Origin of the sequence: Exiguobacterium flavidum (assembly GCF_003344535.1) — a bacterium.
Taxonomy (GTDB): Bacteria; Bacillota; Bacilli; order Exiguobacteriales; family Exiguobacteriaceae; genus Exiguobacterium_A; species Exiguobacterium_A flavidum.
Genome location: NZ_QPKS01000008.1, coordinates 120,834 through 146,369, shown reverse-complemented (window position 1 = coordinate 146,369; position 25,536 = coordinate 120,834). Strand labels below are relative to the sequence as shown.

General features: G+C 57.4%; 22 protein-coding genes and 1 pseudogene. 13 read left to right on the top strand and 10 right to left on the bottom strand.

The genetic code is table 11. The features are described from left to right. Positions 1-2: 2 nt before the first annotated feature. Positions 3-767, top strand: coding sequence for an IS21-like element helper ATPase IstB (gene istB, locus DFG60_RS09525; protein ID WP_114571399.1), 765 nt, complete (start codon positions 3-5; stop codon positions 765-767). A gap of 179 nt (positions 768-946) precedes the next feature. Here istB and DFG60_RS13790 read toward each other — a convergent pair whose 3' ends face one another. After that, positions 947-1,054: a hypothetical protein gene (locus tag DFG60_RS13790; protein ID WP_232818688.1), complete on the bottom strand. Its 108-nt coding sequence runs from the start codon at positions 1,052-1,054 to the stop codon at positions 947-949. Between the two features lie 7 nt (positions 1,055-1,061). Here DFG60_RS13790 and DFG60_RS09520 point away from each other — a divergent pair, with 7 nt between their 5' ends. The 4 genes from DFG60_RS09520 (at position 1,062) to DFG60_RS09505 (ending at position 4,266) form a co-directional block, all read left to right on the top strand. Beyond that, complete coding sequence (locus tag DFG60_RS09520; protein WP_157964520.1) at positions 1,062-1,775, top strand: AraC family transcriptional regulator; 714 nt, start codon at positions 1,062-1,064, stop codon at positions 1,773-1,775. 12 nt (positions 1,776-1,787) lie between these two features. Then, positions 1,788-2,582: a phosphotransferase enzyme family protein gene (locus DFG60_RS09515; protein ID WP_114571529.1), complete on the top strand. Its 795-nt coding sequence runs from the start codon at positions 1,788-1,790 to the stop codon at positions 2,580-2,582. A gap of 178 nt (positions 2,583-2,760) precedes the next feature. Then, the gene (locus DFG60_RS09510) at positions 2,761-3,165 is read left to right on the top strand and encodes a DUF7670 domain-containing protein (protein WP_114571528.1); all 405 of its coding nucleotides are present in this window, start codon (positions 2,761-2,763) and stop codon (positions 3,163-3,165) included. A gap of 111 nt (positions 3,166-3,276) precedes the next feature. Further along, positions 3,277-4,266: an SH3 domain-containing protein gene (locus DFG60_RS09505; protein ID WP_157964519.1), complete on the top strand. Its 990-nt coding sequence runs from the start codon at positions 3,277-3,279 to the stop codon at positions 4,264-4,266. A 108-nt stretch (positions 4,267-4,374) separates the two neighbouring features. Here the strand turns inward: DFG60_RS09505 and DFG60_RS09500 are convergent. The 7 genes and pseudogenes from DFG60_RS09500 to DFG60_RS09470 all read right to left on the bottom strand — a co-directional run bounded on the left by DFG60_RS09500 (position 4,375) and on the right by DFG60_RS09470 (position 12,536). Next, positions 4,375-5,035, bottom strand: a pseudogene (locus DFG60_RS09500) (HAD-IA family hydrolase). 183 nt (positions 5,036-5,218) lie between these two features. Continuing rightward, a complete protein-coding gene (locus DFG60_RS09495; protein WP_114571526.1) occupies positions 5,219-6,547 on the bottom strand; it encodes a glycoside hydrolase family 43 protein in 1,329 nt (442 codons plus the stop codon). Between the two features lie 86 nt (positions 6,548-6,633). Beyond that, positions 6,634-8,418 carry a glycoside hydrolase family 2 protein gene (locus tag DFG60_RS09490; protein WP_114571525.1) on the bottom strand — a complete coding sequence of 595 codons (1,785 nt, stop codon included), beginning with the start codon at positions 8,416-8,418 and terminating at the stop codon, positions 6,634-6,636. A gap of 19 nt (positions 8,419-8,437) precedes the next feature. Beyond that, positions 8,438-9,367, bottom strand: coding sequence for a glycoside hydrolase family 43 protein (locus DFG60_RS09485; protein ID WP_114571524.1), 930 nt, complete (start codon positions 9,365-9,367; stop codon positions 8,438-8,440). A gap of 9 nt (positions 9,368-9,376) precedes the next feature. Then, positions 9,377-10,207 carry a carbohydrate ABC transporter permease gene (locus DFG60_RS09480; RefSeq protein WP_114571523.1) on the bottom strand — a complete coding sequence of 277 codons (831 nt, stop codon included), beginning with the start codon at positions 10,205-10,207 and terminating at the stop codon, positions 9,377-9,379. Continuing rightward, positions 10,204-11,217, bottom strand: coding sequence for a carbohydrate ABC transporter permease (locus DFG60_RS09475; protein WP_114571522.1), 1,014 nt, complete (start codon positions 11,215-11,217; stop codon positions 10,204-10,206). The genes DFG60_RS09480 and DFG60_RS09475 overlap by 4 nt, the downstream gene beginning before the upstream one ends. 62 nt (positions 11,218-11,279) lie before the next feature. Further along, positions 11,280-12,536, bottom strand: a complete 1,257-nt coding sequence (locus DFG60_RS09470) for a type 2 periplasmic-binding domain-containing protein (RefSeq protein WP_114571521.1) — start codon at positions 12,534-12,536, stop codon at positions 11,280-11,282. 296 nt (positions 12,537-12,832) lie between these two features. On the opposite strand from DFG60_RS09470, the gene DFG60_RS09465 reads away from it, so the two are divergent. The 7 genes from DFG60_RS09465 to DFG60_RS09435 all read left to right on the top strand — a co-directional run bounded on the left by DFG60_RS09465 (position 12,833) and on the right by DFG60_RS09435 (position 20,708). Next, the gene (locus tag DFG60_RS09465; RefSeq protein ID WP_114571520.1) at positions 12,833-14,020 is read left to right on the top strand and encodes a galactokinase; all 1,188 of its coding nucleotides are present in this window, start codon (positions 12,833-12,835) and stop codon (positions 14,018-14,020) included. Further along, positions 14,020-15,021, top strand: a complete 1,002-nt coding sequence (galE, locus tag DFG60_RS09460; RefSeq protein ID WP_114571519.1) for a UDP-glucose 4-epimerase GalE — start codon at positions 14,020-14,022, stop codon at positions 15,019-15,021. The genes DFG60_RS09465 and galE overlap by 1 nt, the downstream gene beginning before the upstream one ends. Further along, on the top strand, positions 15,018-16,532 hold the full coding sequence (locus DFG60_RS09455) for a UDP-glucose--hexose-1-phosphate uridylyltransferase (protein ID WP_114571518.1): 1,515 nt from the start codon (positions 15,018-15,020) through the stop codon (positions 16,530-16,532). The genes galE and DFG60_RS09455 overlap by 4 nt, the downstream gene beginning before the upstream one ends. Beyond that, a complete protein-coding gene (locus DFG60_RS09450) occupies positions 16,501-17,526 on the top strand; it encodes an aldose epimerase family protein (protein WP_114571517.1) in 1,026 nt (341 codons plus the stop codon). The genes DFG60_RS09455 and DFG60_RS09450 overlap by 32 nt, the downstream gene beginning before the upstream one ends. A 16-nt stretch (positions 17,527-17,542) precedes the next feature. Next, positions 17,543-18,541 (top strand): LacI family DNA-binding transcriptional regulator, encoded by a 999-nt coding sequence (locus DFG60_RS09445; protein WP_114571516.1) that lies wholly within the window; start codon positions 17,543-17,545, stop codon positions 18,539-18,541. A gap of 83 nt (positions 18,542-18,624) precedes the next feature. Continuing rightward, the gene (locus DFG60_RS09440; RefSeq protein ID WP_114571515.1) at positions 18,625-19,299 is read left to right on the top strand and encodes a response regulator transcription factor; all 675 of its coding nucleotides are present in this window, start codon (positions 18,625-18,627) and stop codon (positions 19,297-19,299) included. Then, positions 19,296-20,708 carry a sensor histidine kinase gene (locus DFG60_RS09435; RefSeq protein WP_114571514.1) on the top strand — a complete coding sequence of 471 codons (1,413 nt, stop codon included), beginning with the start codon at positions 19,296-19,298 and terminating at the stop codon, positions 20,706-20,708. Before DFG60_RS09440 ends, DFG60_RS09435 begins: the two co-directional genes overlap by 4 nt. A 24-nt stretch (positions 20,709-20,732) precedes the next feature. On the opposite strand, the gene DFG60_RS09430 is transcribed toward DFG60_RS09435, so the two are convergent. Both DFG60_RS09430 and DFG60_RS09425 read right to left on the bottom strand, forming a co-directional pair. Further along, positions 20,733-21,539 (bottom strand): F510_1955 family glycosylhydrolase, encoded by an 807-nt coding sequence (locus DFG60_RS09430; protein ID WP_114571513.1) that lies wholly within the window; start codon positions 21,537-21,539, stop codon positions 20,733-20,735. Positions 21,540-21,701: 162 nt separating this feature from the next. After that, positions 21,702-23,726, bottom strand: coding sequence for a copper-translocating P-type ATPase (locus DFG60_RS09425; RefSeq protein ID WP_114571512.1), 2,025 nt, complete (start codon positions 23,724-23,726; stop codon positions 21,702-21,704). A gap of 159 nt (positions 23,727-23,885) precedes the next feature. Here DFG60_RS09425 and DFG60_RS09420 point away from each other — a divergent pair, with 159 nt between their 5' ends. Further along, the gene (locus DFG60_RS09420; RefSeq protein ID WP_114571511.1) at positions 23,886-25,400 is read left to right on the top strand and encodes a multicopper oxidase family protein; all 1,515 of its coding nucleotides are present in this window, start codon (positions 23,886-23,888) and stop codon (positions 25,398-25,400) included. The last annotated feature ends 136 nt before the right edge of the window (positions 25,401-25,536 follow it).

Genomic DNA, 25,536 nt, shown 5'->3' with positions numbered 1-25,536 from the left:
ATCTGTACGGCGGTCTGCAAGACAAGTGCAGGACGCTCCGACTCGCGGAGACGGCGAAGGAGCTGCCTCGCCTCCTTCGGGAGGCGGAGTTGAAGGGATGGACCTATCATGAACTCGTACACGAGATTCTGACGTATGAGCTGGACTGCAGGGAACAGAAAAACATCGAGCGCCTGATGAAATGGGCAGACTTCCCCGAGCAGAAGACGTTCGAAAGTTACGACATCCGAGAACAGAACGCGCTCGGGGAGAAGAACCTGAACGTCCTGAAGGAGTTGAACTGGGTGGGGGAATTCTTCACCCTAATCCTGATGGGCCCGACGGGCGTCGGGAAGACGCATCTCTCGATTGCCTTAGGCATCCATGCGATCAGCAACGGTCATCAAGTGTCCTTCGTGTCGATGACGCATCTCATCTACATCCTGAAGACACGCGATCATCTGAGGAAGTCGGAGACGCGCTACAAAAGGATCGTGGACTCGGACCTCATCATCATCGACGATGTCATGTACATGACCTATGATCCGCAAGAAGCCCACCTTTTCTTCCAGTTCATCTATGACATGTATGATCATGCGGCCTTCATCCTCACATCCAATAAAGGACCGAACGAGTGGGGTAAATTCTTGGGCGATCCCACCCTGACGACGGCAATCCTGGACAGGCTACTCCACCGGAGTGAAATCATCACGTTCGGCGAAGAGACGGACAGCATCCGGATGAAATATCGAAAAACTTTATTCACTGAACCATCTGTGCAACCTTAATTGTTGGAAACTGACATCTATAATTGTTATAAATTGACCGATTCTAATTGACGGTTACAGCCTTCCTCTTTCGCACGCAACGCGATCGGCGTTCCGTTGCAGTCACTGCCTGATACGTACAGGTGTGACCGTCATGATGAAAAGTCATTTCGCGATGATTTAACCACAACACGTTCCGATCATCGATTTGTTTCCTGTTCTGGGGCGAAGATCGTCGAACGATATCTCATCCGGTAGCTTTCTTCGTCCATCTGGACGATCTCTGCGCGATGAAGGAGCCGATCCAGGATCGCCGTGACGATCGCGCTTGAAGGGAAAATCGGCGTCAGGCTCGACAGCCGCGAGTTCCGTCTCCAGGATGGAGAGGCGATCCTGATCCGGCCGGGCGTGACGCATTCCCCGTTCAACCCGGTCGGGGCGGGCTCCTTTGCCTTGATCCGGTTCAAGCGGGCGGCGTTCGAGGAGTGGATCAGGAGACAGGCAGGGACTGAATCGGCGATCGAACTCGATGAATCCCAGTACTTCGTGCCGTTCGCGTTGAAGCAAGAGCTTGCGCGATGGACGAAGCACGCCTTGGAAGGCGGGCGGTCACTTGAGGAGCTCGAGGACGACTGCTTCGCCTACCTCGCAGACCATCTCTCCGGGGAGCTTCCGACAATCGAGCAGGCAAGCAGCTCTGATCCGATTGCTACCGTCCTCGCCTATATCGAGACGCACTTCGCTGAACCGATCCGGATCGAGACGCTGAGCGCGATCGCGCTCCAGAGCAAGTACCAGTTCATCCGCAGCTTCAAGCAGGCGACCGGGTTCACGCCGTATCAATATGTGACATGGCGGCGCCTCGCGCGGGCGAAGGAGCTGCTACGCTATTCGGACGCGAACCTTCTGCAGATCAGCCTCGCCGTCGGCTTCAGCAGTCCGGCCCAGTTCAACGGCCATTTCGCGAAATGGGTCGGGTGCAGTCCGGCCCGCTTCCGCGAGAATCGCGGACACCTCGTCCGCACCTAAGGGGGAGTTAAAATGGAAAACGCAAGAGAACAGGAAGAACGCTTGACCGGCGGGAACGTCTCGTCGGTCTTCAAGGTCGGTGACACGGTCCGGCGCGAGACGAAGCCCGGGAGCGACAAGGTTCACCGTTTGTTGCGCCACCTCGAGGCGAAGGGGCTAACGACCGTCCCGCGCTTTTTAGGCGTCGACGAACAAGGGCGCGAAATGCTGTCCTTTGTCGCAGGTGAGGCGGGCGACTATCCGCTCAAAGACTACATGTGGTCGGACGAGGTGCTGGTCGAGGCCGCAGCGATGCTTCGTCAGTATCATGATGCCGTCAGCGACTTTCCGCTTACCGGATGGGAGGCGATGCCTGAGACACCTGAGCCGCTCGAAGTCATCTGCCACAACGATTTTGCCGTCTACAATGTCATTTTTGATCAAGAGAGACCGGTCGGCGTGATCGACTTCGACATGGCGGCGCCTGGTCCGCGCCTCTGGGACGTCGCCTATACGCTGTACACGTTCGCACCGCTCAGCCGGCTGTACCATTCCGAGACGGGCGAGACGATCCATTACGAGGCGATGCGCGACGCGGAGCGGATCAAGCGGAGAGTCCGCCTGTTCCTCGAAACCTACGGGAAACCAGGGCAGGAACGCGAACTGTTCGAGATGGTCGTCCTGCGGGTGGCGGCACTCAGCGGGACGATTCGCAGGAAGGCGAGTGAGGGGGACGTAGCGTTTCAGAAGATGCTCGACGAGGGGCATGCCGATCATTATGACACGGACGTCCGGTTCATTCAGGCGCACAAGAAAGAGTGGGTCTGACTGGGGCGTTTCGAGGACAATCCAAGAAGCGAGGAGCAGTCCGGTCGTCTTTGCTCGCTTCAGGTATCCGTAATGGATGACCTCATAAGAACCGAACAGTTTCGATACCTATTTGACTCCTAAAAAGAACGGGTATGTGAAGAATAGGGAGAGTCGAACAGATAGGAGGAGGGAAATCATGTATGATTTCGTCGGTTCGTATTGGCCGCTCTTGCTTCTTTTGTTGCTCATCGTCATGGCCGTCTTGCTTCGCGGAAGGAACAGCTTTTTCTACTGGGCGGCTCGTGTCGTCGCCATCCTCGACATCCTGTTCCTCGCCTGGGAGTCGTTGGAACTCAAGGGCTATACGGTAGAGAATTTCTTTGCTAAGAACTGGTTGACGAGCATTCCGCTCCTGCTCATCCTGATCGTCGCCTGGAAATACGATCTCGTCGGTGCTGTCGGATTCATCGCGGCCGGCGTGTTCTTTTTGATCTACTTCGAGTGGGGCGACTTTCCGATCGGGGTCGTGCCGATTTTGATTGGGATTTTGTTCGCAGTCAGTTGGTTGAAGAAACAAGGGAGGTCCGCTACTACTTCGTGATGAATGCTAGACCGGGACTTCGGAGGCAGCGTTCGAGGGCGCTGCCTGTTCTTTCTGAGCCGGATTGAGGTACATACGGAAAAAAATGAGAACGATGAGGGAGTGCTGGATTTGAACAAACGATTCATCAAGAACATCGGATTGTCGCTCGGCGTCCTGCTGACGGCAGGAACGATCGACGGCATGCCGATGCAGGAGCCTGTCCATGTCGAGGCCGCGACCGTCTATGCGACGACGGAGGCGCTGAATCTACGCGCAGGAGCGTCTATCACAAACAAGGTACTCGTGAAGATTCCGAAAGGACGAGCCGTCAAGGTGATCAGCCACGGCAAGACCTGGTCGAAGGTGACCTATGGCAGCAAGACGGGATACGTCAACGCGAGGTATTTGAAGAAGGCGGCGGCCTCAGCAAAGGAGGAGAAGTTCAAGGCGAAGCAGTTCACGACGACTGCCGCGACACCTCTGTACTCGAAAACGACTTCCGGCAAGAAGGCGCTCGTGACGATTCCAAAAGGGAAGGTCGTCACGTCGACGACGAAGCTGTCCGGCTACTATAAGGTCGTCTACGCCGGTAAGACAGGCTGGGTGACCGCTTCTCGCGTGAAGGACTACAAGCCTGCGTCACCGGCGCAAGCGAAGTTCCTCAGTAAAGCCGACTCGCTGAAGCTGTTGACGACGCCGACCTTCGTGAACGATTCCCGTAAGGTGTTCGAGGCGAAGAACGAGTACGGACTACAATTCGTGAACGCATATCTCATCGGCGCGACGGAAGCGGCGAAACAGGACTACCTGTTCGTCATCGGGGAATACGACTCGAACAAGCTCTCAGCGATGACGTTCGTGATGAACCGATACCACAAGTATCCTTTTGCACAGAAAAACGGGGTGCAGGCGCTTGAACTTGGGCTGTCCGGTTTCTTTGGCAGAGGGACGAAGGAGACGGATCAGCTCGTGAAGCTGGTCAAGGAGAACATGACGTTCACGGATGAGAAGCTGGTGAATCTCACGATTGGCGGAAGGAAGGGCTATATCGTCGTCAACCGTTCGACGATCGATGTCATCTTCGATTACGACGGGGAGTTGCCGACGATTCGGCAGTAGATCAATCCGACCCGTCTGGTGTGGCGCAAGCGACTCATGCAAACAGACCTGCTCGCGGGCAGGTCTGTTTGTCATTCCATGGAATGTTCAATAGCAATCCAATGGTCGTCAGGACTTCGACAGGGACGTAAGAGAAAGGTTTTTGATGTCAGCCAAGTCTTCGACGACGAAGTCCGCTAGGGCCAGCTCTGCCTCGCTTGCGAAATCGAACCGGCAGCCGATCGACAGGAGACCGTTGTCTTGCGCGGCCTTGAAGTCGGACAGACGGTCACCGACGACGACGGCTTCCTTGACGCCATGCTGCTCGAGGATGAGCCGGACGAGGTCGGATTTGTTGAGGGACGTCGTGCGTTCGATGCTGAACGTCTCGGTGACGAACTGGTCGAGTCCGTAATGGGCGACGAGGCTTTCAAGGTAAGGCGTGCCCGTTGCTCGCGATGAAGATCTCGCATCCCTTCTCCTTCAAGTGTTCCAGGAGTGCAATAGCGTTCGGATAGAGGGCGCCCTTGTCGTGCTTGATGTTGCGGATCAAGCTGTCGAGAAAATGACGATCGGCCTGAAGCCGGACGCCATCTGGCTGATCGGGAAGCAGGATCTCCCAGACGCGCGGCAGCGGCACGCCCATGATTTCGCGGTAGGTCTTCAGTGGAGCAGGACCGTTCCAACAGCCAAGTGATTCTAGATGGCTGAACGTGTCTGCCAAGGACAGTTCGAGAATGCTGTCGGTTTGGAACAGCGTCCCGTCCATGTCGAAGATGTAGGTGTTCATCGTATGCACTCCTTCTCGTTGATTTTTCAGCCCGCGGACCTGTGCAAGGCCTTCGTGCTCGTCCTTCTAAAAATAACATATATTGGTATTCGGTGTGGAACTGCGAGAGGCAGTCGAACGAAAAAGGAGGGGTTGCGATTCGCAATTCCTCCTTTCGTTTGACGGATGGTCGAGAAACACGCATCACTTCACCTTTCGCAACTCGATTCGCGTCAGTTCGCATGCGCGTGCGCTCTTGAGCGTCAAGCTCGCAGTACCCTTATCGAATGACTGTCCATTGAACAGGACGATGTTTTGCGTGGCCGTCTGTCCTTTGTTCGGCAGGGCGAGGCTACGCGTCTCCTTGTCATTGGCGATCAAGGTGAGCGGGACCTCTTCCTTGTTCTTCAGATGGACGACGAGCTGGTAGCGCCCGGACGCCGGAATCGGAAGCCGTAACTGGAGTGGCTGATCTGGCGCAAGCGTCGACGTGCCCGGCTCGACCAGCAGGCTGTTCTCTTCTCCGGAGGGTAGCGAGAGTGCCTGATCCGTATCGAGCGGTTTCTTGAAGACGGGGAAGCCGTCCTGCCACGTGAACGGCTGCATCCGGACGTTTCGCGTCCAGCCGCTTCCCTTCGCACGCGCCGCGTGATAGACGATCCAGTCCTCTTCTCCGTCCGGCGAAGTGATGAACGACGCGTGGCCCGGTCCGAAGACGTCGCCGCTCGAAGTGAAGACCGGCTCCTCCCGCTTCGTCCAGGCATCGGGATCCAGCATGTCCTGATCGCGGGTCGTCGACAGGAGACCGAGCTGATAGAAGTCCGTCCAGCTGCCGCTCGCGGAATAGACGATATGGACGTGCTCGCCCTTCGTCAAAATCTGAGGTCCTTCGTTGATCGACGGCGGGGCGCCGAACATTTCCCAGGTGAATGTCGGGCGGGACAGCTCGACGCGCTTGCTTGAGATCGTCGTCGGGTCAGACATCTCGGCGATGTAGAGGTGCTGGCTGACGTTGTCATTGCCTTCCCAGCCCGACCAGACGAAATAGAGCTTCCCGTCGTTCGACAGGACCGTCCCGTCGATCGCCCACTTGCCGGTGTCGTCCTCGATGACGCCTTTTTCCATATACTCCGAGAACGGGTCCGCGGTCGCGGATTCGAGCACGTACATCTTGTGGTTCTCTCCCGGCAAGACGGCCGCGTAATAGACGTACCAGCGCCCGTTCAGGAAGTGGACCTCGGGCGCCCAGATGTCACGTTCGCCTTTTGACGGCTGCCAGATCACCTTCGATTCGGCGGAGCCGACTTGCGTTGGGGCGTCGGTCCGCCAGAGCGTGACGTTGCTGCCGGTCGTCTGCGTGTACACATATTCGTCGTCGTGCTTCGTCATGAACGGGTCAGCCCCGTCCGGCAGCACCGGGTTCATGAACGTGTCCGCCTTCGTCACCGGATCCGTCCGCAGGAAGGTCCATCCGGTGAAGGCGGCCGCCGCGATCGCGATGAGCGTGACGATGATCCAAGTCGTTCGTCGCATAGCTGCCTCCTTCTAAACAATCATTTGTCAAAAACGCCCCGTCGAAGCAGGACGGTGACATCCGGTTCGACAAGGCGCGTGTTCGGTCAACGTGTTTCATCATGCCACTGGTCGTTGATGCGGCGGATCGCCTCGAGCGGGACCTTCGGCTCGCGGTCGTATGTTAGCAAGCCGTTGATCTCCTGTTCGACGTCCGTCAATTGCGTATAGCAATAGCCGTGCAGGGCGCGCGACGCGTAGACGGCGTCCAGGATACGGGCGTAATCCTTCAGGAAGGCGTCACCGTCCGTGACCGACGTGTAGCCCCAGCCGGCATCTCCGCCGATCTTGTAGCCGATGCCGCCGAACTCCGTCAGCAGGATCGGCTCCCCCTGGTGCGCGAAGCCGTTCGCGTAGATGCGCCGGCGCGCCGGCTGCGAAGCGAGCAGGTCGTCTTTCGTCGCGAGATCCTGGCGGTAGGCGTCATACTTCGCCGTCTCCTCGTCCTGGCCGTGGTTGTAGTTATGGATCGCGCAGATGTCGGTCACCGTCAGCTCCCAGCCGTCGTTCGAGATGACCGGGCGCGTCCCGTCGAGCGAATGGATCAAGTGATACATCGCCTGCGAATGGTGCTGCTGCATCGCATCGGAGCGGACGAGCTGGATGCCCCAGCTCTCGTTGAGCGGGACCCAGGCGACGAGCGACGGGTGGTTGTAGTCGCGCTCGACGATCTCGATCCATTCCTTCGTCAGCCGTGCCGCCGCGTCTTCCGTATAGAAGGCGGAAGCGGCCGATTCGCCCCAGACGAGGTATCCGATCCGGTCCGCGTGGTAGAGGAAGCGCGGGTCCTCGACCTTCTGGTGTTTGCGGCAGCCGTTGAAGCCCATCTCCTTCGCGAGCAGGATGTCTCGCTTCAGCGCGTCGTCAGACGGCGGGGTGAGCAGGCTCTCGCGCCAGTACCCTTGGTCGAGGACGAGCTTCTGGTAGTAGGGCTTGTTGTTCAGGTAGAACATCCCGCCCTCGGTATGGATCTTGCGCATCCCGAAGTAGGACGCGACCTCATCGACGACGTGTTCGCCGTCCTTGAGGCGGTATGTGACGTCGAACAGGTTCGGGTTCTCCGGCGTCCATGTCCGTCCGTCGTGGTGGAAGTTCGTATGGAAGATGTGCGGCCCCATCACGTTGACGGCGCGCGTCACCGTCGTGCGGACGAGGCGCGTCTGCTCCAGGCTGACGAGCTCTTCGCCGAACCGGATCTCGGTCTCGAGCGTCAAGCCGACCGCTGCCGGGGAGACGTCGAACGAAAAGCGGGCTTCGCCCTTGTCGAGGTCCGGCGTGACACGGACGCGTTTGGTCGATGCCATAGGGACGTGCTCGAGCCAGACGGTCTGCCAGATGCCGGTCGTTCGCGTGTACCAGATCGAATCCGGCTGCTCGTGCCAGAACTGTTTACCGCGCGGAATCGTCTCGTCGGTCGACGGATCGAAGACGCGGACCGTGACGCGTTCCGTCCCGCCTTGCAGCAAGTCGGTGATGTCGAACGAGAACGGCGTTTGTCCGCCTTCGTGCTCACCGGCGAGCCGGCCGTTGAGGTAGACCGACGTGAAGTAGTCGACGGCGCCGAAGTGCAGGACGACGCGCCCGGTCCAGTCCGCTGGCACCGAGAACGTCCGCTCGTACCAGACGACGTCATGGAAGCCCGGATCGTGGATGCCGCTCCGCTCCGTCTGATAGGCGAAGGGGACTTCGATCGTCAGCGGGAACGCATGCGTCTCCTGCCAACGTTCCGTTCGTCCCGCGTTCTCGTCGTCGAACGCGAAGGCCCAGGGGCCGTCGAGCGTTTGCCAATCCTTCCGCACGAATTGCGGTCGTGGATAGTGAGCAGTAGTCATAGATAGATTCTCCTTTTGGTCAGTAGTGGATACGTAGTCCGTCGTCCGTCTCGGTCAAGTTGAAAAAGGCGGGGCGCTCCATCCCGTGCGGCGTGTCCGGCGAGTGGGTGCACAGCATCAGCTCGCCCTGGAACGTCCGGAACAGGCTGGAATGGCCGGCGTCCTTGTCGAGGAAGAGCGCCTCGTCCTCCGTCCAGGGCCCGAAGATCGAGCCTGACGTCGAACGGGTGACGGCGACGGTATAGCCGCCGGCGCCGCCTGTGATCGAGGCGTCGGCATAGCTCGACCAGAACAGGAGCAGATCACCGTTTCGTGCCCGGTACAGGAACGGGGCATCAGTCAGGTAGCCGTCCTTTTGGATGCGGGGGTCACGGAACTTTCGGATCCAGGACTGGGTCCCGGCCCGGAGGATCCGGAACGGGGCGCCGAGCGGGCGACCGTCCTTGAGCTCGACCGCCTTGATCTCCCCGTCGTGCAGCTGAGTCCACTCGTGGCAATAGACGAGGAAACGCCGTCCGTCCTCCGTATGGAGCGTGCCGTCGAGCGCCTCCTCGTCCGGCGGCGTCGCCGCCTGATTCGCAAGCGGTACGTAAGGTCCGGCCGGATGGTCCGAGCGGAGGATCGTCGTGCCGCGGTGGACGCCGATCCGGCCCTTGCATGTCGCAAGCATCCAGTAGGCGCCGTCGACGGCGTGGACCTCGGGTGCCCAGTAATGCCGTACGCCCCAGAAGCCTACGGGCGGATCGAACGCGAGGTAGGGACCGGTCCACGCCTTCAGGTCTGTACTCGTGTAGACATGGAAGCCCGGCTCGATGTCGCCGATGCCGTCCGCGCACGTCGTGCCGTACAGGTAATACGTCGCGGTAGAGGCGTCAGGGAAGACGAACGGGTCCCGCATATGGATTTCGCTGCGCTCTCGTGTCTCGACTGGAAGATGGGTCGTTCGCATAGTCTCTCCTTACTTGATGCCGGAATTGGTGACGCCTTTGACGAAATATTTGTTCGCCCAGAGGAAGATGAGCAGGGCCGGGACGGTCGCGACGACCGTCGACGCCATCATCGCCGCCGGGTTGACGAAGTTCGATCCTTGGACGAGCGTCGCGACGCCGAGCGTCAGCGTCTTCATCTCATCGCTGTTCGTGACGAGCGACGGCCAGAGGAAGTCGTTGTAGATGGCGAGGAACGTGACGACGCCGAGCGTCGTGACGACCGGTTTGATCGACGGGAAGATGACTTGCGTCAACACCTGCCACTGGGAGGCGCCGTCGAGGTAGGCTGCTTCCTCGAGTTCCTTCGGGAAGGAACGCAGGAAGTTGTAGATGAGGAACACCCCGAGCGTCCCGGCGGAGTACGGCAAGATGAGCGGGGCATAAGTGTCGAGCAGATCGACGCTCTTGAACAGATAGAACGCCGGGAACAAGGTGACGATGCCCGGGACCGTCAAGGCGACGACGACGATGCCGAGGATGACCTTCTTCCCCGGGATGTTGAGCCGCGCGAGCGCATAGGCCGCGAGCACGTCGACGAAGATGACGAGCGCCGTCCCGATCAGCGTCACGATCGCCGTGTTGATCGTCCACTGGACCATGTTCGAGTCGGCGGACGCCGAGAAGATGCTCGCATAGTTCGCAAGCGTCCATTCCCGCGGCAGGAGCGAGGCGCTCGCGAGTGATTCGCTGAGCGTCTTGAAGGAGGTGAAGACCATCCAGACGAGCGGGAAGATGAAGAGCACGGCGAGTAGTGAGGCGACCGTGACGAGGATGATCGATTTCGTTCGTTTCTGTCTCATAGTTCTCGCTCCTTTTTGTCAGTCGTAGCGGCCGGCTGCTGGTTGACGTTCGTCGGTCCGAGGTTGATCGCGCGTTTGAAGCGTTTCTTCTCTTCGAGCGGACGCGGCGCCTCTTCCTTCTCGCTCCGGTACGACGCAAAGTACTGGACGCCGGTGATGACCATCATGATGATCCCCATCAGGAGCGCCATCGCGGAACCGACGCCGAGCTGGTTGTTGCCGAAGACGGTCGTGTTGATGCCCATGATGAGCGACGTCGTCGACTGGGCCGGACCGCCTCGCGTGATCAGGAGGGACTGCCCGTACAGGTTGAACGAGGCGATGACCGTCGTGATCATGACGAAGATCGAGATGTTGCGGATCTCAGGAAGCGTGATGAAACGGAACTTATGCCATGCGGACGCGCCGTCGAGATCAGCCGCCTCGTAGAGCGCACCGTCGACCTCGTCGAGGGCGTTGACGAAGAGCAGCATGTTGAAGCCGATCGTCCACCAGACAGTTGCGATGACGATGACGAGCCAGGCGTACGGCTGATCGCCGGTCCAGTTGATCGGGGCCTCGATCATCTTCGCCTTCAAGAGAAGGTTGTTGATGAATCCGCCGTTCGCGCCGAACAGCCACAAGTAGATGGCGGAGACGGCCGTGACCGAGATCGAGTAGGACAGGAAGAAGACCGTCCGGAAGAACGTCTTCAGCTTCTTCGGCAGGTGCTCGATCAACAAGGCGAGGGCGAGGCTGATCAAGACGAGGGGCGGCACGCTCAGGACGATGAACATGAGCGTGTTCTTGAGTGCGTTGACGAAGGTGTTGTAGTAGAGCGTATCCGGCGTGAGGATGTCGACATAGTTCTTCAAGCCGATGAATCCGTTGTTTCCGACCGAGAGGCGGAAGTCGTGCAGGCTGATCCAGACGCCGTACAGGAGCGGGGTCAGCCAGAAGACGAGAAAGCTGATGAGGAATGGGACGACGAAGATGAACCCAAACCATTTGGAGCGGTTGGACATGTGCATGGGCAAGAGCCTCCTTCATGAAAAATCAGTGCAGGGCACCCTGCACTGATTCATCCTTCAGCTTATTGAGTACCTGCGATTTGTTTTGCGGCTTTCGTCGCTTTTTCAAGTTCGCTCATGAGCGCCTCTTTTGTCAGGTTCGGTTCGTTCGTCAACTTCGTGAAGACGACTTCGTTCATGTAGCGGAGCTGCTCGTCGAACTGATAGACACGCGGTGCCGCCACGTAGGATTTGAGCTGCTCCTGGTTCTTCGCGGCCAGTTCGTACTTCTTCGCGTCCTTCGAGATCAAGTCGATCGTCGCGAGATGGGAAGGCGCTTGGCCCGACTCAGCCCAGTTCGCGAGGTTCTCCGGCGTGTAGAGGTATTTCAGGAACTCGGAGATCCCGTCCTTCACTTTGTCGTCCTTGACCGCTGCTGCGACTGAGATCGTATGGGCGTTCCCAGTCGTTGCGGCTGTCTTGAACAGAGTCGGCATCGCGCCGATTCCGAGGTTGTCGCCGTATTTCTCCTTGACCGCCTGGTAGTACCAAGGGCCGGTCATTGTTACGGCAGCCTGTTTCGCGCCTTCGTCCGCTGACTTCATGAACGCCTGGAACTCGCCATCGAGACCGAGCTTGTCAGGCGACGCGTTGTCCTTGAAGATCATGTCGTGGTACTGCATCAGTGCATCGGCATACGCCTCCTGCGTGAAGTCGAGGTAGCCGTCCTTCTCGAGGTTGATCCCGTTCTGCGCGGCTGCTGCCGTGAAGTAGAACGTCGTCAAACCGGTCGACGGCAGACCGAACGCATAGAGGTTCGAATCCTTCGCTTGGAGCGTCTCACCGAGTTTCTTGAGTTCGGCATAGTCCTTAGGTGCTTCCTTCGTCAATTCCTTGTTATAGAACATCGTCAGCGGATGGATGTCGAGCGGGACACCGTACATCTGGTCTTCGACCGATCCGGATTGGATACCTGCCTCGCTGAAGTCTTCCTTATTAAGACCAGCCTTCTTCATGAAGGGTCCTGCGTCCTGGATCAGTTGATCCTTCGAATACGTCTTCAAGTTCGTCTCGTGGATGACGACGAGGTCATAGTTCCCCGACTTGTATTTCGTATAGTGATCCTTCTCTTGGGACTGGACGACCTCGTACTTGTCCTGGCTTTCGTTGAAGCCTTTGACGATCTTCGTCATGTAGGCACCGTCGCCGCCTGTAAATCCATTGATGAACTTGATCTGGGTCTTGCCGTTGTCGCTTGAGGAGTCGGCTCCGCCACACGCTGCGAGTGAAAAGACTAATAGCCCTGTGGAAGCTACGACCCCGAGTTTTTTGATGTTCATATGAATCCTCCTTAGGAAGTGTTGTAAACGCTTTCAAATAAAATTTAACGGGTTTAGCTAAATAATGCAACATTTTTTTACTAAAAGTTTTATCTTGTTTTTATTCTTTTCTATGAAAGAGGAGGTCGTATTGAGGGATTTTTAAGTGTTTGTAGCTACTGTACCTAAATTTCATAAACCTTTAGTCGGCTTTTTATGCTGAAAAAATTAGTAAAATAACGTTGACTTTTAGTAAAATAAATCATTAGAATGAGTTGTGAAAGCGTTTACTTATTTATTGCCCGAGGAGGATCATTATGGATCAGAAACAAATGGTCGTGTCGTTCAAGCGCCTGTTCGAGAGAGAACCGACACATCTTTTTTTCGCACCAGGCCGAATCAATCTCATTGGAGAGCACACGGATTACAACGGAGGACATGTCTTTCCGGCTGCCTTGACGTTCGGGACATATGTCTTGATGACGATGCGCGAGGATGATGTCTTCCGCTTCTATTCAGAGAACTTCCCCGAAATAGGCATCGTTGAACGGCGATCGAACGATCTTGGATTCAGATCGGAGGATGACTGGACGAATTATCCGAAAGCGATGCTCTCCTTGCTGCGGGAGCGGACGGGGCAGACCTTGCACGGCGTCGACATGTGGTTTTTCGGGAACATCCCGAACGGAGCGGGGCTCTCTTCGTCCGCCTCGATCGAACTCGCGACGGCGTTCGGTCTGAACGCGCTCTATGGACTCGGCGTGGAGCCGATCGAACTCGTCAAGCTCGGTCAACGGGCCGAAAACGAGTATATCGGGGTCAACAGCGGCATCATGGATCAGTTCGCGATCGGGATGGGCAAGGCGGGGCATGCGATGCTCCTCGACTGTGACACGCTCGAATGCGAATATGCACCGGTCGACCTCGACGGACTTTCGATCGTCATCATGAACACGAACAAGCGCCGTGAACTGGCGGAGTCGAAATACAACGAACGCCGGACTGAATGTGAGGAGGCGCTGCGGCGCTTACAGTCAGTCTTGCCGGTGAAGGCGCTCGGGGACGTGAGCCCGGCTGATTTCGAACGTGTCCGGCAGGCGATCGGTGACGAGGTGCTCATCAAGAGGGCGCGCCATGCCGTCTATGAAAACGACCGGACGCTCAAGGCGCTCGTCGCCCTGAAGGCGAACTGGCTCGAGGAGTTCGGGCGACTGATGAACGCCTCGCATGTCTCGCTGCGGGACGACTATGAAGTGACCGGTGTCGAACTGGATACGCTCGTCGAGGCGGCGTGGGACAACGGTGCTGTCGGTGCACGGATGACCGGCGCAGGGTTTGGCGGATGTGCCATCGCGCTCGTCCCGACTGACGGGATGGATGGATTCATGGAAGCGGTGGAACGCCGCTACCGCGAGGAAGTCGGTTACGCGCCGACCTTCTACGCGGCATCGATCGGTGAAGGCGCACATGAATTGAACTTAGGTGAACTAAAGGAGGAAGTCTGATGTCGACATTAGTGGTAGGCGGAGCAGGGTATATCGGTTCACACGCGGTTCATCAGTTGATCGACCGCGGGGAAGCCGTCGTCGTGATCGACAATCTGGAGACGGGGCACAGGCAAGCCGTCCATTCAGGGGCGACGTTCTACGCAGGAGACATTCGTGACCGGGCATTCCTCGATCGCGTCTTCTCGGCAGAAGAAATCGAACAGGTGATCCACTTCGCCGCGAACTCACTCGTCGGTGAATCGATGGAAAGACCTTTGAAGTACTACGATAATAACGTGCATGGGACGCAGTGCCTGCTTGAAGCGATGGCCGCACACCAGGTCAAGCGGATCGTCTTCTCTTCGACCGCTGCGACATACGGCGAGCAGACGATCATGCCGATCACGGAAGAGGCGAAGACGGATCCGACTTCGGCCTACGGCGAAACGAAGCTCGCGATGGAGCGGATGATGCGGTGGACGGAATCCGCGCACGGTATCCGTTTCGTCGCGCTTCGCTACTTCAACGTAGCAGGCGCGCGCGCTGATGGGACGATCGGGGAAGACCATCAGCCGGAGACGCATCTGTTGCCGCTCGTGCTCGAGGTCGCGAACGGCAAGCGCGCGTCGATCGCGATCTTCGGGACGGACTATGAGACGCCGGACGGCACATGCATCCGCGACTACATCCACATCGAGGACTTGATCGACGCCCATCTGCTCGCCCTCGGCTACTTGAAGAAGGGCGGGGAGAGCGACATCTTCAATCTCGGCTCGAACACCGGATTCTCGGTACGGGAGATGATCGATCAGGCACGTCAGGTGACGGGACACGCCATCCCGGCGGTCGAGCAGGAACGCCGTGCCGGTGATCCGGCACGGCTCATCGCCTCCTCGGACAAGGCGAAACGGGTGCTTGGCTGGCATCCCACCCGGACGGACGTGCGCCGCATCATCGAGGACGCCTGGAAGTGGCATCAGGCCCATCCGGAAGGCTATCGAGAGGTGGAAATGAAATGAACGAACAAATCAACGGACTGATCGAGGAAGCCGAACGGCATGGGGTGATCACGCCGCGTGACGCCATCTATTGCCGAAACCGCTTGCTCGACCTGCTGCAGGTCAAGCCGCTTGAAGTTGGGCGCGCCGCCGGTACGATCCCGGAACTGCTCGAATCGCTCACGGAAGCGTCCGTCGCGAACGGCCTGATCGGGAACTTCCTCGAAGAGAAGGAGATACTCGCCGCCAAGGTGATGGACGTGTTCGTCTCGAAGCCGTCCGACATCGAAGGGACGTTCCGGCTGAAGTATCAGCATGATCCGTCTGAAGCGACGTCTTTCTTCTATCAGCTGTCGCAGGCGTCGAACTATATCCAGACGGCGCGCATCGCGAAGAACATCTCCTACCAGGTCGATACGGAGTACGGTGAACTCGACATCACGATCAACATGTCTAAGCCCGAGAAAGACCCGGCCGAGATCGCCCGGCAAAAACGAATGCGGCCGGCAGCAGGGGAAGAAGGCTATCCGAAGTGCCTGCTGTGCGTCGAAAACGAAGGGTACGCGGGACGTCTGGACCATCCGGCGCGCTCGAACCACCGCGTGATCCCGCTTACGCTCGGCGGCCAGCCCTGGTACTTCCAGTACTCGCCTTACGTCTACTACAACGAGCACTGCATCCTCCTGTCAGAAGACCATCGCGACATGGTGATCGATCGGGGGACGTTCGAGCGCCTGCTCGATTTCGTGGAGCAGTTCCCGCATTACTTCGCCGGCTCGAACGCGGACTTGCCGATCGTCGGCGGGTCGATTCTGTCACACGACCACTATCAGGGGGGACGTCATGATTTCGCGATGGCGCGGGCAGAGGAGTTGTTCCCGCTCCGTTTTGCGGCTTTTCCTTCAGTCGAAGCGGTCTATCTGAAATGGCCGCTCTCCGTCATCCGGTTGCGCGCAGCGGACAAGGACCAGCTGAAGACAGCGGCTTCGCATATCCTAGAGCAGTGGCGTTCCTACTCGGACGAAGAGCTCGGAATACAGGCCGTCACGGATCAGCCGCACAACTCGATCACGCCTATCGCGCGGAAACGCGGGAAGCAATTCGAGCTTGATCTCGTCCTTCGCAACAATCGGACGACTGCGGAGCATCCGATGGGAATCTTCCATCCGCACGAGGACGTCCATCACATCAAGCGCGAGAACATCGGTTTGATCGAAGTGATGGGGCTCGCCGTCCTGCCTGCTCGCCTCGAGTCCGAACTTCAGGAGGTCACCCGCTTCCTTGAAGGGGAGGAAACCAACGTGGCCGCGATTCATCAGGAGTGGGCAGCGGCTTTAAAACGATCGATGAATGGCGACGCAGAAGTATTTGTCCATCAGGCGGTCGGAAAGAAATTTTTGAAAGGTCTCGAGGACTGCGGGGTCTACAAGCAGGATGAAACCGGATATGCCGGCGTGATCCGTTTCGTCGAGACCGTCAATCAGCAAGGGGGAGTCGAGGATGAAGCGTCTGTTCGGGCATTTGAACAATGAACCGATTTTCGAATATACTATATGCAACGAAAACAACCATGCCATCTCCGTCCTGAGCTACGGAGGAATCATCCGCAAGTGGATGGCGCCGGACCGCGCCGGCAACTTCTCGAACATCGTCCTCGGTTTCGAGACGATGGAAGAGTATGTCGCACAGTCACCGTATTTCGGGGCGATCGTCGGTCGGCATGCCGGACGGATCGCGGACGGACGATGCCGGATCGACGGCAGGACTTACGAGCTCGCACAGAACGATGGGGCGAACCACCTGCACGGGGGCGAACGGGGTTTCGACCGTCACGTCTGGCAGGTCGAGGCGGAAGGGCAGAAGCTCGTCCTCAGCCGGACGAGTGCCGATATGGAGGAAGGGTATCCGGGCGATCTTGAAATCGAGGTCACCTATGAGCTGACGGACCAGGATGAGCTCATCATCACGTACCGGGCGTCGACGAGCGAGGCGACGATCTGCAACTTGACGAACCACAGCTACTTTCAGCTCGGTAAAATCGGCGAGTCGATCGCTTCACAGGAATTGCAGATCGAGGCGGAGCATTTCGCGCCGATCCGGGAAGACTCGATTCCGACAGGCGAAAAAATCGCGGTCGAAGGAACGCTGTTCGATTTTCGGACGCCACGCCTCCTCGGCGAAGGGTTCCATCGCCTCGATGAGCAACTCGAGCGGGCGCAGGGTGGCTATGACCATCCGTTCTTCCTGAGCGGACCATCCGGCCAGGTGCAGGCGACGCTGTTCGACGGGTCGACCGGCAGGCGCCTCGCGGTCAAGACGGATTTGCCGGTCCTTGTGGTCTATACGGGCAATCAGCTGGATGGCTCGATCGTGCTTGCAGAAGGTGCGATTCCGCAATATGGTGCGATTTGTCTTGAAGCCCAGTTCTTGCCGGACGAGATGAACCGGACCGCGAGCCCGGATACGCTTCTCGTCCCGGGGAAGACATACGAGGCGACGACGGTCTACGCGTTAACGACTGAATAGTATAGGGGAGAAATGAATGGCTACGATCAAAGACATAGCGAAACGGGCGAACGTCTCCATCGCGACAGTCTCGCGTGTACTCAATTTGGATCCGACTTTGTCTGTGACGGCAGAGACCAAACAACGCATATTCGAGATCGCGGAACAGATGGATTACCAGAAGAAGGGCTCCAAAAAAACACGTGTTCAAAAAGTAGCATTGGTGCATTGGTTCACGGAAGAAGAGGAACTGAACGACCTGTACTATATGGCGATACGTCATGGCATCGAAAACGCCTGCCGCCAGCAAGGCCTCGAAGTCCACAAGTATACGTACCAGGAGCTCGAAAACGTCAGTCAGGCGAACGTAGAAGGAATCATCGCGGTCGGCAAGTACAGCCGGCGCGAGATCGACTCCTTGAAGCAGGCGGCTGAAGCCATCGTGTTCGTCGACTACACGCCGGAAGATGAGCGGTTCGACTCGGTCGTGACGGACTTTTCGAAGGCGACCTTGAAAATCCTGAATCACTTCCTTGCGCAGGGCCTGACGGAGATCGGCTACATCGGAGGACGCGAGACGTCGCGCGACGGCACGGAAGTGTTCGAGGATGCCCGGGAGCAGACGTTCGTCCGCTTCATGAAGGCGCAGGAAGCGTTCGTCCCGGAGTGGATGCTGGTCGGGAAATTTCACGCCGACGACGGGTACCGGATGATGAACGCGCTCATCGCGGAAGGCAATCTGCCGAAAGCGCTGGTCGTCGCGAGCGACACGCTTGCGATCGGGGCGCTGCGGGCACTCCACGAGAAAGCGATCCGCGTCCCGCAAGACCTTTCGATCATCAGCATCAACGACATCAGCGTCTCGAAGTACGTGTACCCGGCCCTCTCGACGGTCCACGTCCATACGGAGATGATGGGGGAAGCGAGCGTCGAGCTGTTGATGGAACGCTTCAATGGCAGGAAGATTGGCAAGAAGATCGTCCTGCCGACGGAGCTGCTGCTTCGTCAAAGCAGTAGAATAATCGAAAATAAATAAAGATATCCGAAGACCCCTTCACGTAAAAACAATCATGTGAAGCGGTCTTTTTTGAGTCGAAGTACGAAGAGGAGGAATGTCTAATGAACATCATGATCGTCGATGACGAAGAAAAGATGCGGCGCCTGCTGCGCCTGTTTCTTGAAGGGGACGGCTATACGTGCATCGAGGCGAAGGATGCAAAAGAAGCACTCGAAAAGATCTCGGAGCGGCCGGATCTGGTCATCGTCGACATCATGATGCCGGGGATTGACGGCATCACCCTCTGTCGACGAATCAAAGCACTCGACGCCACGCTTCCGGTCGTCTTGCTGACGGCACGGTCTGACAGTGATTCGACGATTCGCGGACTGGACGCCGGGGCAGATGATTACGTGACGAAACCTTTTGACGGGAACGTCCTGCTGGCTCGTATCCGGGCCGTGTTGAGAAGAAGCCGTGCGACGAATCAGAGCTATGCCGAACTCCGCTATGAGGAGGACAGCGGCCGTATCCTCTACCGTGACGAAGAGATTCTCATGACGCCTAAGGCGACCGCCATCCTGAAGCTCTTCTTGCAGCATCCGAACCGCCTGTACAATCGGCTCGACCTGTATGAGCTCGTCTGGCCGTACTCCTCCGAGTCCGACCCGAGGACGGTCGATGCCCACATCCGGATGATCCGTGACAAGCTCGGGGAAGCCGGTTTCCCGATCGATGACTACTTGAAGACCGTCTGGGGACGCGGCTATCGCTGGGCGGAGGGACGACATCAATGAAATTACGTTGGAAGAGCCTGCCGTTTCGAATCAGCCTGATCTTTCTGTTGACGACGCTATTGATCGAAGGGGTATTGTTCCTGCTGCTCTATCACACGCTGCTCGGGGAGCGGGTGACGGAAGAAATCAATCGACTCGAGTCACGGGCGGAAAGTCACTCCCATGTCCTGTCATCGAGCTTCACGCAGGAGACGATCAGCCACGTGGCGGCGATGGAGAGCGAGACGGATACGAAGGTCGCGATCACTTCTTCGGACCAGCGGGTACTAAAAACCTCTGCACAGTTTCCTGAGGCTTTATCCGATTTGGTCCGGATGGACGCTGTCAGCGGAAAAACCGATCAGACCGTGGTGATCGATGATGACTGGGAGAACAGACCGTATCTAGCGGTCAGGACGCCGATCGTGTCAGGCGAGGAATCGCTCGACGGATACGTCTACATGTTCCTGCCGACTGAAATCATCCATGGCATCAGCCACCGTCTCCAGTTCCGCTTCCTGTACATCACAGGTGTCGCCTTGATCATCACCATCGCGACATTCGTTCTGCTCAGCCGGCTGATTTCGAATCCGATTCGGCTGCTACGGCGCGCGACTGAAGACGTTTTGAAAAATCCTGAAGAGCTGAGGCTACCTACTTCTCGGGAGGATGAAATCGGAGAACTCGCTCGCTCGATCGAGTCCATGTCGCTTGAACTGGCTCGTCTTCGCAAGGAGCGAAACCGCTTTTTGTCGGATTTGGCCCACGAGATCAAGACACCGCTCACTTATTTGCGGGGATACGCAGAAATCGCCTCGAAACCGGGGACTCCTCCCGCACTCAAGAAACAGTCCATCCAGACGATCCTAGAGGAGAGTCAAGCACTGACGGAGATGGTCGAGAATGCGTTCCAGCTGGCGCAATTGGATGAGAACACATTCACGCTTCACCGCCAGAATGTCCGCGGGGATGAGCTTTGCCATGACCTGGAACGTCTGCTGAGCAACATGTTCCGGGTGACGGCGATCCGCTTCTTGAGCCGGGCGGATTGTCCGAGACAAGACGTGTTGCTCGATCTCGATCGCGACCGGATCCTGCAGGTGTTCCGGTCGATCGCCCATAACGCGATCGAGCACAGCGAAGCGAATCAGGTAACGTTCGACGTGACGTTGCGAGACGACGGTCTGGAATATATCATCGCGGACGACGGGAAAGGAATCCCGGAACAGGACCTCCCGCATATCTTCGACCGTTTGTACCGGGTCGAGAAGTCGAGGTCCCGCCTTACCGGAGGCAGCGGCCTCGGCCTTGCGATCGCCGACCAGATCGTCCGTCTCCATGGCGGGAAGCTGACGGCACAATCGGATGGGGAGTCGTACACGACCTTCATCGTCTTCCTCCCCTATACGTCGAGAACGCCCTTTGTCTAGGCAGGCAAAGGGCGTTCTTGACGTTTATTCTCCTTGATCGAGTAAGGCGGTCCATGCTCCGCCCTCGAACTGATAGACGCTGTTGTTCGAGGCCACGAGCAACAGGCGCTCGTCTTGCACGACGACCTTGACGGGAAGTGCTCCCTTGGATAGTTCCGGGACATCGATTCGCTCACGAGCGCCGTTGCCAAGCAGATAACTGGTCAACTCATAGGAGGCACCGGACTTGCTGACGTAGACGAGATGCCCCTCGTCTGCATCGGCCGCTAAGATGTTCTCCCGTTCAAACAGCGGCTCGAACGAGTCACCGCCGTCTTTGGATACGAGGATGCCGGCAGGGCCGAACAGGTAGACGCGCATCGGGTGGCTGGGATCGGCCAACATGCCGGATATTCCTTGAGGATCGGCACCCGTCAGGTTCATCGGTTCGAACGTCTTGCCCTGGTCGAGGGACCGGTAGAACCCCGGAGAGAGTCCTTTCGTAGCCTCGCCTAAGAAGACGTACAGACTCATTGACGTGTGACCGGCGCTCATGTAGTGAAAGTCGGCCTCTCCCTCTAAGGAACGGATCTCGAGTTTCGTGCCTTTGTCGGTTCCGCGCACGACGCCGAGCGGGTTTTCATAAGGGGAGTCCGGTTGCGGGTGGCCGCTTGCGAAAAATCCATCTTCGACCAGCTCGAATCCCATGTAGTCATGCCGATTCGACGTCAGCTCGTACCATCCATCCTTCCGGTATTCCATCAGGCCGGTATGCGTGGCGATGACCGGTCGGCCGTCTTCCTGCCAAAATCCGGCGCCGTGGATATGAGAGACGCTCGTCCCCTCATCCATGGGGACCCATGCTTCCTTTTTTTCGTCTGTCGCACATCCGCTTAACAAGGAGAAGGTTGCGATGGTCGTCCATATAAGCTTACCCTTCATTCCAGATCCCTCCATCTTCTGCATCTTTCTCAGTGTAAGAGACAGAGATGAAAGATTTGTGAAAAAGCGGAATCAGATGCGCAGCGTCCTCGCGTTGAGGGCGACGATGACCGTGCTCAGGCTCATCAGGACCGCTCCGATCGCCGGGGAGAGCAGGATGCCGACCGGAGCCAGCACTCCCGCTGCGAGCGGCAAGGCGACGATGTTGTATCCTGCTGCCCACCACAGATTCTGGATCATCTTGTTGTAGGTGTTGCGCGACAAGTCAAGCACCGAGAGGACGTCGCCCGGGTTGCTTCGGACGAGGACGATGTCGGCCGTCTCTACTGCGATGTCGGTACCGCTGCCGATGGCGATACCTACGTCCGCCTGAGCGAGAGCCGGAGCGTCATTGATTCCGTCACCGACCATCCCGACTTTACGTCCCTCCGCTTGAATCTTCTTCACTTGGCGCGATTTGTCGTCCGGAAGCACCTCCGCGTAAACTTCTTCGATCCCGAGCTGATCGGCTACCCAGTGGGCGACTTTCCTGTTGTCACCCGTCAGCATGATCGAGCGGACGCCGCGTTCTTTGAGCGCTTGTACGGTATCCTTCGCTTCCTCCCGGACCATGTCGGCCAAGGCGATCATGCCGACGAGCACTCCGTCACGCAAGACGAACACGACCGTCTTGCCCGATGCCGAGAGTTGCTCGAACGCCTCTTCTTCGATCAGGATGTCCTGTTGCCGCACATGACGCGGACTGACGACCTGGACGAGCGCATCATCGATTCGTCCTTGCAGCCCGACACCGGTGATCGATTCAAAGCTGTCGACCGGATCGAACGCCAGCCTCCGTTCTTCAGCGGCCTGCAAAATTCCTCTGGCGAGCGGGTGCTGGGAAGCCATCTCGACGCCGGCTGCGAGGCGCAACAATTCTTCCTCTGTATAGGGGGCTTGTGGTTTCAAGTCGGTCACGCCGAAGTCTCCTTGTGTCAGCGTTCCTGTCTTGTCGAAAATGATCGCATCGAGCTGGCGCGCCTCTTCGAACTGGGTCCGGTTCCGGATGAGCAGTCCCCGTTTGGCAGACAGGGCGGTCGAGACGGCGACGACGAGGGGCGAGGCGAGACCGAGTGCATGAGGACATGAGATGACCATGACCGTCACCATCCGTTCGACAGCCATACTGACCGGATAGCCGAGCAACAGCCAAATCGCGAACGTCAATACACCGGCGCCGACCGCGACGAAGAAGAGCAATTTCGCCGCACGGTTCGCGAGGTTCTGGGTGCGCGATTTCGATTCCTGGGCTTCACTGACCAATTCGATGACTTTCGACAGATAGGTGCTTTCCCCGGTACCTGTCGTCTCGATCGTCATGCTGCCCTCCTGATTGATTGACCCTGCAATGACCAGATTGCCTGTCTCTTTTTCGACAGGCAACGATTCGCCTGTCAGCATCGATTCATCGACCGTCGTATGTCCCTTGAGAATCGTTCCGTCGACAGGGACCTGCTCGCCCGGTTTGACGAGGATTAGATCACCTTTTCGGAGCGCTGAGACCGGGACGTCCTCTGATTTTTCTCCGGTGAGGCGGTGTGCAACACTCGGCAGCAGGCGCACGAGTTCCTGGAGCGCGTTCGAGGCCCCCATGATGGAACGCATCTCGATCCAGTGTCCGAGCAGCATGATGACGATCAATGTCGCAAGCTCCCAAAAGAAATCGTGTCCGTCGCCATAACCGAAGACGATGGCGACACTGTAGAAGTATGCCACGCTGATCGCGAGTCCGATCAACATCATCATGCCGGGATTCCGTTCCCGCCACTCGTCGATGCTGCCTTTTAGGAATGGCCAGCCCCCGTACAGGTAGACGACCGTCGCAAGGATGAACAATGTTTCCTGATCGTAGGCGAACGAAAGGTCGAATCCGGCCCATTCCTGGATCATGTCGGACAGAAGCAGGATGGGCAGGGTCAGGCCAAGCGAGACGAAAAACCTTCTCTTGAAATCCGCGATCATACCTTCGTGATGATTGCCGTGTCCATCTTCCTGATGATGATCGTCATGTGCCTCGTGCGATGTCGAATGATGCTCATGTTCGTGTTTCATGTTCATCCCTCCTATGCATACCATATACCCGTATGGTGTATATGGAAACGGGGAATCAGGAAATTCGACTTCATTTCGAAAGTAACTGAACTTTTGACAAAGTTTTCACATTCGTCAGGTATAAACAAGGTAAGAGGGGCATAGCGTACGAAGGAGTGGACGGAAATGGAAAGCAAAATCAAATGGTATATACTGGGCGGTTTTACGGTCGGGATATTGCTCATCCTGATCTTGTTGTTTGGCACGAACCTGAATCACCGCTTCATGATGGGCGACAATTCGACTGGAAACATGAACGGTATGGGGAACATGCATGGGAATGGCGGCAACGGAATGATGAGACACGGGGCGAACATCGATCTTGCCACGTCGAGCGAACCGCCGAAACCGTTGCCGATCCCACCGGAACTCAAGCCGGACCGGGAGACGGAAGGCGCCGTCTATTATACGGTGCGGGCTGAACAGGGAGAGACACAGTTTTTCGCGAACGGGAAACGCACCCCGACACTCGGATACAACGGCAACTTGCTCGGACCGATGATCAAGTTGCCAAAAGGGAAGACCGTCTACATCGATACGGTCAATCGCTTAGCTGAACCGACGACATTCCATTGGCACGGGCTCAAGATTCCAAGCAAAGAGGACGGAGGGCCGCACCAGCCGGTGAAGCAGGGGGAGCAAAGACGGGTTCGTCTTGATATCGAGCAGGAGGCGGCTACGCTCTGGTTCCATCCCCATCCGATGGGATCGACGGCCAAGCAAGTCTATCAAGGTCTTGCGGGTCTGCTCTATGTGACGGAAGAGGGCAGCGAGATCGATCTTCCGCATGAGTACGGGGTCGATGACATCCCGATCATCGTACAGGATCGCCTTTTTGAAAGAGACGGGACACTCAATTACGATAATTCCATGAACGCCGACGGGACAGTCGGTGATACGTTGATCGCAAACGGCGCGATCAACACCGAGTTCGATGTGGAAAGAAGTCTCATGCGGGTGCGTCTAGTCAATGGATCGAATGCCCGGAACTTCGAATTCTCCTTGTCGGGAGGAGAGACGTTCACGCAAATTGCGAGTGACGGCGGTCTTCTTGAGGAACCTGTCAGCTTGGACCGCGTAGCGCTTTCTCCAGGCGAGCGGGCCGAAATCCTCATCGATTTCTCGAAAAACGAAGTGGGGGATGAAATCGAGTTGCAGGCGAACGGCATTCCCGTGAATACGTTCGTCATCAAAGGGCTTGAAAAAAGCGCGGCGGATCTGGAGGGTCTCAAGGAGAAATCGTCCTTGAACCGAAAATCATCGGAAGTCGACCGTCGATTGACACTGTTCGGAATGGGCAACATGGTGACGATCGACGGAAAACGGTTCGACCCGGACCGAATCGATATCGAAGTGAAGAGGGGCGTGACGGAGGTATGGGAGATTTACAATGAAAAAGACATGATGGGTGGCATGACCCATCCGTTCCATATCCATGGTGTCCAGTTCCGCATTCTCGAGCGCGACGGAAAGGTGCCTTCAGCCAATGAGAAAGGCTGGAAGGATACCGTCGCCGTCACTCCGGGAGAACGAGTGAAAATCGCGATCGAGTTCAATGAGGAAGGGACGTTCATGTATCACTGTCACAATCTTGAGCATGAGGAGAACGGTATGATGGGGCAATTGAAAGTGACGCCATGAACACTGGAGAAAGGTGAGTCGATACAAGACAACCGGCAAAGGTCAAAGATGACCCTTGCCGGTTGTCTTGTGTTATAGGATTCAAGCGGAGCGTTCCTCGAACACCCGGATGTCGACACGCTGGCTCTGCTTCTGC

Bases quoted from the DNA above. Each gene is read 5' to 3' on its own strand.
- DFG60_RS09515 (WP_114571529.1), top strand. From the start codon at position 1,788: ATGGAAAACGCAAGAGAACAGGAAGAACGCTTGACCGGCGGGAACGTC.
- DFG60_RS09510 (WP_114571528.1), top strand. From the start codon at position 2,761: ATGTATGATTTCGTCGGTTCGTATTGGCCGCTCTTGCTTCTTTTGTTG.
- DFG60_RS09495 (WP_114571526.1), bottom strand. From the start codon at position 6,547: ATGCGACGAACGACTTGGATCATCGTCACGCTCATCGCGATCGCGGCG.
- DFG60_RS09490 (WP_114571525.1), bottom strand. From the start codon at position 8,418: ATGACTACTGCTCACTATCCACGACCGCAATTCGTGCGGAAGGATTGG.
- DFG60_RS09485 (WP_114571524.1), bottom strand. From the start codon at position 9,367: ATGCGAACGACCCATCTTCCAGTCGAGACACGAGAGCGCAGCGAAATC.
- DFG60_RS09480 (WP_114571523.1), bottom strand. From the start codon at position 10,207: ATGAGACAGAAACGAACGAAATCGATCATCCTCGTCACGGTCGCCTCA.
- DFG60_RS09475 (WP_114571522.1), bottom strand. From the start codon at position 11,217: ATGCACATGTCCAACCGCTCCAAATGGTTTGGGTTCATCTTCGTCGTC.
- DFG60_RS09470 (WP_114571521.1), bottom strand. From the start codon at position 12,536: ATGAACATCAAAAAACTCGGGGTCGTAGCTTCCACAGGGCTATTAGTC.
- DFG60_RS09465 (WP_114571520.1), top strand. From the start codon at position 12,833: ATGGATCAGAAACAAATGGTCGTGTCGTTCAAGCGCCTGTTCGAGAGA.
- galE (WP_114571519.1), top strand. From the start codon at position 14,020: ATGTCGACATTAGTGGTAGGCGGAGCAGGGTATATCGGTTCACACGCG.
- DFG60_RS09455 (WP_114571518.1), top strand. From the start codon at position 15,018: ATGAACGAACAAATCAACGGACTGATCGAGGAAGCCGAACGGCATGGG.
- DFG60_RS09450 (WP_114571517.1), top strand. From the start codon at position 16,501: ATGAAGCGTCTGTTCGGGCATTTGAACAATGAACCGATTTTCGAATAT.
- DFG60_RS09445 (WP_114571516.1), top strand. From the start codon at position 17,543: ATGGCTACGATCAAAGACATAGCGAAACGGGCGAACGTCTCCATCGCG.
- DFG60_RS09440 (WP_114571515.1), top strand. From the start codon at position 18,625: ATGAACATCATGATCGTCGATGACGAAGAAAAGATGCGGCGCCTGCTG.
- DFG60_RS09435 (WP_114571514.1), top strand. From the start codon at position 19,296: ATGAAATTACGTTGGAAGAGCCTGCCGTTTCGAATCAGCCTGATCTTT.
- DFG60_RS09430 (WP_114571513.1), bottom strand. From the start codon at position 21,539: ATGGATGAGGGGACGAGCGTCTCTCATATCCACGGCGCCGGATTTTGG.
- DFG60_RS09425 (WP_114571512.1), bottom strand. From the start codon at position 23,726: ATGAACATGAAACACGAACATGAGCATCATTCGACATCGCACGAGGCA.
- DFG60_RS09420 (WP_114571511.1), top strand. From the start codon at position 23,886: ATGGAAAGCAAAATCAAATGGTATATACTGGGCGGTTTTACGGTCGGG.